The organism is Nocardia rhizosphaerihabitans, from assembly GCF_014646295.1.
GTDB classification, from domain to species: Bacteria; Actinomycetota; Actinomycetes; order Mycobacteriales; family Mycobacteriaceae; genus Nocardia; species Nocardia rhizosphaerihabitans.
In genome coordinates, this window is sequence record NZ_BMNE01000003.1 from 979196 (window position 1) to 988951 (window position 9756).

A 9756-nucleotide genomic window follows, 5' to 3' on the forward strand; every position below is an offset into this window, starting at 1 on the left:
GAGCGGCGAATATCGTCTGCCGCGTGGGGACTATCACATTCCGTGTCCGTGGCGAACCAATTCGACGTCCGGGACCACGCCGACCACGCCGGTCGCCGCGGCAGTGGTCTCCGAGGACAGCACCGAGGCGGTGAACACGCCGTGGCGATCCCGGGCGCCCGCTACGCCGAGATCGAACGCTGCGGGCACTACGGCTATCTCGAACGGCCCGACGAGATCAACCGCGTACTCGTCGAATTCCTCTCCGCCGCTTGATCACCCACCAACTCGAAGGATCCTCATGAGCGACTCGCTCCCGCCCTGTCCCACGTGCTCCTGCGAATACACCTACGAGCTCGGCGCCCTGCTGGTGTGCCCCGAGTGCGCCAACGAATGGGCCCCCGCCGCCGCGGCCGATACGGCGGACGACGTGATCCGCGACGCCGTCGGCAATGTGCTCGCCGACGGCGACACCGTGACCGTGGTAAAGACGCTCAAAGTCAAAGGCAGCCCGACTGGCATCAAGGCGGGCACCAAGGTGCGCAATATCCGCCTGGTGCAGGGCGTCGGCGATCACGACATCGACTGCAAGGTGGACGGCATCGGTCCGATGCAGTTGAAGTCCAGCGTGGTGAAGAAAGTCTGAACCGACCCGTGGCGGTTCGTCGTTCCCCTGCGGGTCAGGGCATCGAGACCAGCAGCTCACAGCAAAATCAACCCACGCAGGTCGCCCACTCCGATTGCAACACAACCCTATTCACACACCGTCTCTGCGGAGAAAAGTCCGGGGGCGCATCAACATATGTCCGGTGCGCTCGGGCGGTGGCGGCGCTGCGCGCGGTTCTCTACCCGCGGACTCAGCTTCGCCGCTGGCGCCGATCACGGCCGGATCAGCATCAGCCGTGCGCCGTGGACCAGCTGCATCACACTCCGGTAGCAGTGCCAGGGCCTAAGGGATGTCCCGTAAGTTGTTGAGTGGCAACGGGTATCGTGTCACCGGTGGTGATCTCGGCGGCTGACCCGGTGATGGTGGAGTTGTTCTCCGGGCTGCGGCCACGCACGTTCGCTCGCCTGATCACCCGGCTGCGGCGCGAAGGCGCTGATCGGCCGTTGCGGGGCAGGCCCTGGGGGTTGTGTTTCGAAGACCGGGTGCTGCTGGTGGCCACCTACTGGCGGACCAACCTCACGATGCGTCAACTCGCGGCGGTGTTCGGGATATCGAAATCAGCGGCGGCCCGGGTGATCGAAGACCTGGGACCGGCGTTGGCGCTACGGTCCCGCGCCCGGTTCCCGCGTGGTGCGGTGTTGATCGTGGACGGAACCCTGGCCCCGACCCGTGATCACAACCTCGCCGCCCAGAGCAAGAACTACCGGTACTCCACCAACCACCAGGTCGTCATCGACGCCGACACCGAACTGGTCGTCGCGCTCGGAAAACCGTTGCCGGGTAACCACAACGACTGCCGAGCCTGGACCGAGTCCGGTGCCGCCCACACCTGCCGTAACGCGGTGGTGATCGCTGATGGCGGCTACCAGGGCACCGGTCTGATCATCCCGCACCGCCGCTCACCCGGTGTCGAGCTGCCGGAATGGAAACAGGCTCACAACAGTCTCACCGTAAAGTCCGTGCCCGTGTCGAGCATGCCTTCGCCCGGATGAAGACCTGGAAGGTCCGGCGCGACTGCCGCTTACGTGGTGACGGGGTGGGTGTCGCGATGGCTGGGGTAGCGACTCTGGCCAACCTCGCCCACGCCTATTGATTCCTGGCCGGTGGACCTCTCGCCGTCAACAACTCAGACTTACGGGACAACCCTTAGACGGTTTTCGTAGAAGAGCTGGTCGCAGATCAACAGCTGCGCTCTCGCCGATCGCACGACCGCGAAGAGCCGAGGAAGGTGCCGCGCCGACGTCGGCGGATACGCCGGAACAGGCACTCTACCTGCATATATGCACCCAAAGAATGAAACAATATAGTCGAGGCCAGGGGCAGCCAGCAGCACCACCCGAGCCCCGGGGGCGCTACGGTCGGCAATGGTTGCCGCCGCCGCCGCAACCAGTGCACGCAGTTGCCGGAAAGTCACCTCAGCGGAGTCGAATACACCGTCGCCGCAAGGTTCCAAGAATCGGTACGCAACACGATCAGCATCTCGATCGGCACGAGTGTTTATCAATTCTACTAGAGTGCTCGGATCGTCGGAATCAAAAGGGTTGAACATTACAGCATCCCCCTACGCAACAATTCCAGCATGAAGATGCGGAATAGTAGAACGAATTTATACCATCGGCACGTCGATGTGCACTCAAGCACGAGGAGTCGAAAATCATGAACCCCCCGGGAGCCTCCCTGCCCCACTTGCGTTGAGTTTAGGATGCTGAATTCAAAGATGACAATGTGATTCAGGTCACGCAAAATTGCGAAGGCAACCTGTGCAGACTGTCAAGAGGCACCAAACCTCTCGCTAGAATTCGAACGCCCAGACTTGGACGAGGCAACAAAAATGAAGGGGAACAAATTGGACCCGACAACTAATGGTGCCACAATGTTGCTGACCGGAGCTACATCTGGCCTAGGTCTGACAATGGCCCACATGCTCGCCACTACTCCCGACTGGACCGTCGTCGCCACCGCGCGCTCCCAGGCGCGCGCCGATGAGCTTCGTACGCTCGTCGGCGATCCGGCCAACTTCCACTACGTCGTCTGCGATCAAGCAGACCTCGACAGCGTTCACGACGCAGGCAGCAGGATCAAGAAGCTCGTTGCGGCGCAGTCGATTCCGCCACTGCGGAGCCTTGTCCTGAATGCCGGAATTCAGACCGGTTCCACCGACTCGGCTACAGCCGACGGCTACGAACTGACCTTCGGCACCAACCTCGTCGGACCGCACGTACTGGTCGGGTTGCTGAGCGATGTCTTGACCGCACCGACCCGGATTCTGTGCATCGGATCGGGAACCCACTACGGCAAGTTTCGGCGCTCCTATGGCATGGTCGCCGCGCCACGGTGGGAGGCGCCCGAGATGCTGGCCAAGCCCCGGGCCGGCGACGGCATCCGCGCCTACTCCACCAGCAAACTCGGAACTTTGTACTGGGTACACGAACTCGCCAGGCGTGCCCCCCAGCGCATCGACGCGATCTGCTACGACCCGGGGATGATGCCCGGCACCGGACTCGCGCGCGACCGCAGTGCGATCGAGCGATTCGGCTGGAAGTATCTTCTTCCCGCGATGCGGGTCGTCCCCGGGGTGTCAACGCCCAAGCGATCGGCGACCCACCTCAGTGCGATTGCCACGGCAAACACCCCCATCCCGGAGGCAGACCTGCGGGGTGGGTATGTCGAGATCGATCGTCTCGTCCCCTCCTCGCCAGACTCATACAACCCGGAGAGGGAGTACGAACTGTTCGAGTTCCTCAACAGCACAACAGGCTTGGGTAGTCATCAGGTCGCGCCCTGGTGGTCGAAGGGTCCTCAGCCGATCAACTAGCTCATCACCGTCCGATCCGCCTCACTGGGCCAACGACCTTGCGCTCGCGACTGCCGCGGTGATCCCGATCACCGCGGCAACCCTGCGCTCGGCGACACCGGTAGGTCCAGCGGCACTAGCCGTTCGTGGTACCAGATCCAGAGGACTCACCACTACGCCTGGTTGCGTCGACCAACCTTACGGTCGGCATCGCTTCGTCATCCCGCGACCCCGGGCCGGTCCAGCGAAGTTCCGAACGTCGGGAAGCCTGGCCGCGCACCATAGTCAGATGACGCGGCGAAGCGACCAACTCAATGACCGGCAAGGCGATCTCCTGGAGCGGATTGCCGACGGCGACGACCTGAGCAGCCCGGAGCAGACACACCTCCGAGTCTCGGCCCAAGCACTACAGTCCCGCGGCCTGGTCACGATCTCGAAGCGCAAGGGATTCTTCGCGGCCCGCATCACCGACGCCGGTAAGTACTACCTCAGGCATGGCTACCATCCCGAGAACGATCGACCGTCGAGCTGGTACCCCCCAGCGATTCCGAGAATGCGGAGCGACTGATCAATCGGCTGGACAAAGCAGCGGACAGGACCGTACGGATCGTGGAACCGGACGAGAAGACGCGGGACGCCTATCGGGGTGCCGTAAACGCCGCGCGGCGACGAGGACTCGTCCCGGAGGGCCAGGCGCTCCGTTACACCGGTCGATCAGAGGGTGACATCGTCGTACGCCTGCTGGCCACCGATGAGCACAACGAGATCGATTGGTACCGGATACGACAACAGGCACGAAAGTCGAAGGCGGAGAACAAGAAGGTTCCGCCGCAGGATCTGCGCCAACTGCTGATCGACAATCCGGCAGCGCTGCAAGTCAGCAACGGACAGCGGGAGCGGGCGATGCAGTTCCTGATCGATTTCAATGTCGCAGCAGCCAAACACGATCAAGAAGTTCGACTGACTCGTCGCGGTGAGCATGCCAAACTGGGCTACCGCATCGGCACCGAGAAATGGGAGCTGACACTCACCGAGGAGCATCTCAACTCCTTCGGCCGCCCTGCTGACTACTGGGAGATCAAGTCCACGTAGCGAGACGACGCCTACAGGAAAGCTCCGACTGAAGATCGGCGCGTACCAAGGGTCTACGAACACCCACACGTGGCAGGACCAGAAGCGTTCACCACTCGAACGACGAATCCGCTCGATCATCGCCGAAATCAAAGCCAGCCACGAGGAAGCGGCGCGCACGGCAGAGGACAACTACCGGAAACATCAAGCACACATGGCTGAGGCGAATCGCAAACGAATGGAGGAGCGTCGACAATGGGGACAAATCACCGCTGCTGCGAGGCCGCAGGCACAAGCAATGCTGCAGCGCAGAACCATGGTCGCGGCGCTGGACGCATGGCGCAATGCCCAGGCCCTGCGTGAAATCTGCACCATCCTCGACGACACCGCCGCTGCCGCGGAGCACGCGAACGACCCGCACTCGGCGACGAACCTGCGCAACTGGTGCATCGTCGGCCGGGAGCTGGCCAACCGACTCGACCCCACGACGGGTCCGACCTCTCTTGCCAACATAGCGTTCGATATCGAGCCTGGCGTCGACGACTTGCGACCGTTTCTCGACGGGTGGAGCCCAGACGGCCCGCACCAGGACTACCAGCGAAAACCGGTCGAGCAGCTGACATTGAGCAAGCCGTGGCCCTCGGACTGGGAGCTCGGATCACTTCCGTAGATCATCGGGCGCAGAGGTGACGGCGCTGTTCATCGAAAGTCAACAGCGGCGCTCCGATCACCCTGAATTGGCGTCGGCGACAAACCCACTACGCCGTTGAGTCCCCGGGACCGAGAGGGCGTCCTGTTGGTTACCCGATGGCCGGCTGACGCTACTTCGGCGCCCGGACGGCGCCGCGCGGCCGCCGGGCCTTCCCTGGCCGTGCAAGAGGCCGAGCCGTCCTCAGCTCTACTCACCCGAGAGCGAAATAGGCCTCGACAATCAGCTGACCGGAGCAGATCCCCAGGTCGTCCGCGTTACCTTGTTCGATGTGCCCCGCCGAGGGCACGTAGAACATGGGCAACCGAAGTAGCGGATTCCCGTGGCGAATCGGGTTGCCTAGTACTGTCGCCGTGCGCTGGTGGCAGTACTGGCCCTGGTTCGGGGGTTGTACCGGGGTTCATTGTTCCGGCGGCTGTGGCAGCGGCGGGGAGTGTTTCTTCGGTCAGGGTGGCATAGATGGCCACGTGTTTGCCGGTGTGGTCGTAGACGATTTTGATGCTGAATGCCTCGTACAGGTCGCGTTGCAGGACATCGGGGGCGCGGGTGAGACGCAGCGTCAGCCGGGGCAGGTGATCCAGGAGAGCGGGTTCGTCGGGTTGCTGGCGGGCCGCCTGTTCGCGCAGGGTCTCGAGCTCGGTGTTCTTGGTGCGGCGCTGCTGTTCGAGTTCGGTGTAGCGGCGGCGTAGTCGTTCGGTCCACGCGTCGGACACCTCGTCGCCACTGGTGATGGGGCGGGATTCGAGTTCGGTGAGCAGGTTGTCCTGTCGTCGGGTGATATCGGCGAGGGTCTTCTCGATCGCGGCCGACCGCTGCTCGAGATCATGGACCTGGGTCGAGGACTGGCCGCGTAGCTGGTGGCGCAGCAGGGTCGCTCGGTCCGGCCCGAAGACGCGTTCGTTGAAGAACATCTCGAGGCAGTCGAGGAGCTTGTCTTCGCGCACATACACCGAGCGGGGGTGGTCGGCATACTCCTCGGGTTTGCCGACAAGGTCGAGTTTGGGTTGGCAGGTGTAGTAGCCGTAGCCCTTGCGGGTTTTGCCGAACATCCGCTTGGCGCACTGCTGGTGGTGCACGAACGAGCGCAGCACATAAGTGCGGTGGGTGTCGGGGTGGGTGTTCTTGACGCTCATCCGCGACCCCTGGCGGGTGGTGCGGTCGCGCTGCACCGCTTCCCACACCTCGCGGGTGATCAGGGGCTCATGAGTGGGTTCGGGTGACCATACCCATTTCTCGGGTGGGTTGAGCGCGCCGCCCTTCTTGCTGGCGCGCCGGTTCCACACCATGTGCCCGGTGTATTTCGGGTTGATCAGGATCTCACGGACCGAGGACCCCGACCAGCGGCCCTTCGCGCGTTTACCGCTGTTGGGTTGCGGGGGCGGGTAGCGATCGGGGTCGGCGTTGAGCCGGTCCGCGATCACCTGGTAGGCGAGGCTCTCGTCGTGGCGCAGCTGGAAGATCCGCACGACCGCCGGTGCGCGTTCGGTATCGACGACGAGCCGGGATTTGGTGCGGCCCTCCTCGCGTTTCGCGGCGACCGGGTGTGGGAGTCTCTCGTTGCGATAGCCGTGGCAGGCTTTGCCGATGTTCCAGCCCTGTTTGGTGTGTTCGCGGTATCCTTCCCAGGATTGTTCGAGAGTGTGACGCAGGAACCACTCGGCCACACCCTGTTTCACGCGGCGCACGAGGATCTGGGTGGCGCGCTTCTCCGATAGCGAGATCGGCCCCTCGTCGGCAGCGAACAGCGGGATACCCACGGTTTCGAGTTCGTGTTCGAGCTGGGTGGATTGCCGGGTCCAGCGGGCGGCGCGTTCGATCTCCTCGACCACGACCGCCTCGAACCGGCGGTTCGGGTGGCGGGCCTCGGCGAGCAGGTCGGCCAGGCCACCGTCACGCGGGATCGGGATGTCGAACGCCTCGTGCGCGCTGCCCAGGCCACGCAGTTCGAGGTCCTTGCGGGAGGACTCGACGTCGTAGAAGAACGCGACGATCACGAACCCGGGCGGGAGAACACTGCGGCAGCTGTCGAGCTGGCGCGGCAGCGACAACGTGGGGTCCTGCAAGTCCCGGGTCGAGGTCCGCAGGAACACCGCGACCGGCACCGGAGACGAGCTGCCCATTCCGAGCAGGTCCGGGCTGTCGGGTCCGACGAATGCGGGCAGGCTCATGCCGCCTCCTGCTCACCCTCGGCGGCGGCGTCGAGGTCGACCAGCTCCGGGGCCGGTTCGTGGCTGTCGAGCCAGCGCAACAGCGCCGAGATCGCGCGGGACTGACGTTCGGCGAGGCGTGCGGCTTCGGCCCCGGTGATGTAGCGGATCTGGAACGACACCGTTAGATCACCTGCGCGAGCGTCGGCGCCCACCGGCATCTCATGGTGTGCGCGCGAGCGGCGAGCGTGCCGGTTGAATGGGATCACCGTGGCCTCGTTCGAGAATTCCTCATCCATGAATGCCTCTCTCTGTGTCCTGTGCCGCCCGCCCCGATGACCGGGCGGCGGTGACTGTTTCGCAGGTTGTCGGAACTGCACGGGACCGTCGGGTCCGCGTGCAGCGGGGTCCATGAACGCTCCGTAGCGGCCGGTGCGTCAACTGTCTTCTCGTGCAACGTTTCTGCCGACCGGACCGCCCACACCCAACCCCGGGGCCGATCCCCCGGAATACAGTCCGCCAGCGGCGTTATGGCGGGGTGAACGTGCATCGACAGGGCGCGGCCCGGTACGGAACAGTCGTCGAACGGCGGGCATCCGACCACGAATCCGCCCCACCGGGCGATGGCGCGAATCCGCAGGCGGGTGATGACCAGCACCGGTTACCTCACCACTGTTGGGCCGGTGGTGGTGGTGCGAGAGCGGTGACTCTGCGCGAGGGCGCCCAGGTGGCCTCCTGGTCGATGTCGTCGCCGATGTGGGTGCGGCGCGGCCAGACGGTGCCGAGTTCGGGCAGGCGCTGGCGGGCGGAGCTGGTGTGCAGCGGTAGCCAGACCTGCTCGGCCGGACTCGCCGCGGGGCTGGCGGCGAGTAGTTCGGCGGCGGCAGTAGCGACCGGAACCTGACCGGGATCGGGTAGCCGCTCCCACACCTGCCGCAGAGCCGCCCGCGCGTTGGCCTCGCGGACGGTGCTCGGCACCCACAGCAGGACCGGGACCATGGCACCGGTGGTGCGGGCCAGCTCGGCGTATCCGTGCAGTTTGGCCGCGACCCGAGGCAGGGAGGTGGTGCCCAGGTCGTATTCGAGGAAGAAATCCAACACGGTCTCGCCGTGCGTGCAACGGCCGTAGGCGTCGGGGCGGGCCAGGTCACCCCAGAGACGCTGGCAGCGGGTCTCGGACCACCACCTCGCCACCCGCACGCCGTGGGGTTGGGTGACCAAGGTGGTGAACCATTGGTTCACCCCGAGGGTGTGAGTCAGGTGCAGGCTGTGGGCGACCGCGAGCGTCGTCTGGTGGTTGTAGCCGAGATCGCGCACACGCACACCGACCTCGGCGGCGAGGACAGCGGCTCCGGCCGGCGCGAGGGTCCAGTGATGAGGAGCGGTACCGCGAGAACGCATGGGCCGGAACCGATCCAGCACGTGGTAGGTGTGCAGCAGCGCCAGGCGACGGCGGGCGATCTTGACGGTGGGGAACGCGAGGTCGGCGAGCTGGTCGGTAGTCAGAACCCGATGCTCGAAAACCATGCGCAGCACCCATCGATCACGTTCGGTCAAAGCCCGTACCAGCGAACTCTTCTCCGGACGGAGGGTCCGCGACCAGGGCGGGCGCGGGGCACGAGTGTCGGCTTGCCTGTCGGGGCGGGAAATCATCAGCGCGAGAGCCTTTCTCGGAGCGCGGCGGGATCAGACGACACGGAGGCAGGGCGGGAACAGACGGTCACGACAGCCTCCTGAGCGAGAGGGGGTTCCAACTCCCTACTTCCGCGAAAAGGCCGAGAATTGGACATGTTCTCCGGGACTTTTTTCTGAGAATCTCCTGAACGGGGACCATGAGAGCGCGGGCATGTCGCCCGGTGTCACGAGCCTCACGGCGGGATCGATGGGAGCTAACGGTCAAGGCGGCCTCCTGAGCGAGAGAGGGTTCTACTTACTACTGCCGCCAAAAACCCGAAAACGGGACATGATTCCCGGGACTTTTTTCTGTGAATTTCCTGAGCCGGGACCGCGAGAGCGGGCACACTGCCCGATGCAACGACCCTCGGACATCTCCCGGAAGCGCTTCATCGAAGTTTGCCTGCACCTTGCAAGAGGTCTATCCGGAACGTATCTGAAACATATCCGAGTCATATCCTGGACATATCCGTGGCTTCACATCTGCTGACAACAGCGTTGCCATGCAGACTCCGAGACGGCACCACCGATGCAATGCGGACGGTAGCGAATCATTTGCCATTTCCACTCATTACGACAGCCACCACGAAGAGCCACACCGCTGCCATGGCCCCAGAACAGCAACCGGCTACGTTCGACACCACCGGTCGCGGACTAAGGGATGTCCCGTAAGTCCGACTCGGTGACGGTGACGGGTCCACCGGGCCAGGAATCA

Annotated in this window: 9 protein-coding genes and 2 pseudogenes; 7 read left to right on the forward strand and 4 right to left on the reverse strand. The window is 64.3% G+C overall.

All coding sequences use genetic code 11. The features are described from left to right. Positions 1 to 132: 132 nt before the first annotated feature. From IEY60_RS17450 to IEY60_RS17460, 3 genes and pseudogenes are all read left to right on the forward strand, one after another. A pseudogene (locus tag IEY60_RS17450) lies at positions 133 to 255 on the forward strand (alpha/beta fold hydrolase); the annotation flags it as partial. Positions 256 to 280: 25 nt separating this feature from the next. Next, the gene (locus IEY60_RS17455) at positions 281 to 625 is read left to right on the forward strand and encodes a zinc ribbon domain-containing protein YjdM (RefSeq protein WP_189029291.1); all 345 of its coding nucleotides are present in this window, start codon (positions 281 to 283) and stop codon (positions 623 to 625) included. A 380-nt stretch (positions 626 to 1005) separates the two neighbouring features. Beyond that, positions 1006 to 1739, forward strand: a pseudogene (locus IEY60_RS17460) (transposase). Between the two features lie 39 nt (positions 1740 to 1778). On the opposite strand, the gene IEY60_RS36540 reads toward IEY60_RS17460, so the two are convergent. Continuing rightward, the gene (locus IEY60_RS36540; RefSeq protein ID WP_189029292.1) at positions 1779 to 2195 is read right to left on the reverse strand and encodes an AMP-binding protein; all 417 of its coding nucleotides are present in this window, start codon (positions 2193 to 2195) and stop codon (positions 1779 to 1781) included. 324 nt (positions 2196 to 2519) lie between these two features. Here IEY60_RS36540 and IEY60_RS17470 point away from each other — a divergent pair, with 324 nt between their 5' ends. From IEY60_RS17470 to IEY60_RS17485, 4 genes are all read left to right on the forward strand, one after another. Continuing rightward, a complete protein-coding gene (locus IEY60_RS17470) occupies positions 2520 to 3461 on the forward strand; it encodes an SDR family NAD(P)-dependent oxidoreductase (protein WP_268241480.1) in 942 nt (313 codons plus the stop codon). Positions 3462 to 3729: 268 nt separating this feature from the next. Then, the gene (locus tag IEY60_RS17475) at positions 3730 to 4008 is read left to right on the forward strand and encodes a hypothetical protein (protein ID WP_189029296.1); all 279 of its coding nucleotides are present in this window, start codon (positions 3730 to 3732) and stop codon (positions 4006 to 4008) included. 41 nt (positions 4009 to 4049) lie between these two features. After that, positions 4050 to 4532: a hypothetical protein gene (locus IEY60_RS17480; protein ID WP_189029298.1), complete on the forward strand. Its 483-nt coding sequence runs from the start codon at positions 4050 to 4052 to the stop codon at positions 4530 to 4532. Between the two features lie 193 nt (positions 4533 to 4725). Further along, on the forward strand, positions 4726 to 5181 hold the full coding sequence (locus tag IEY60_RS17485) for a hypothetical protein (protein WP_189029300.1): 456 nt from the start codon (positions 4726 to 4728) through the stop codon (positions 5179 to 5181). A gap of 296 nt (positions 5182 to 5477) precedes the next feature. Here the strand turns inward: IEY60_RS17485 and IEY60_RS17490 are convergent, their stop codons facing one another. From IEY60_RS17490 to IEY60_RS17500, 3 genes are all read right to left on the reverse strand, one after another. Next, entirely contained in the window at positions 5478 to 7388 is a 1911-nt protein-coding gene (locus IEY60_RS17490) for a recombinase family protein (RefSeq protein WP_189029302.1), read from the reverse strand. Beyond that, a complete protein-coding gene (locus IEY60_RS17495; protein ID WP_189029304.1) occupies positions 7385 to 7666 on the reverse strand; it encodes a hypothetical protein in 282 nt (93 codons plus the stop codon). The genes IEY60_RS17490 and IEY60_RS17495 overlap by 4 nt, the downstream gene beginning before the upstream one ends. A gap of 367 nt (positions 7667 to 8033) precedes the next feature. Further along, a complete protein-coding gene (locus IEY60_RS17500) occupies positions 8034 to 8894 on the reverse strand; it encodes a replication-relaxation family protein (RefSeq protein WP_189029306.1) in 861 nt (286 codons plus the stop codon). Positions 8895 to 9756 lie beyond the last annotated feature (862 nt).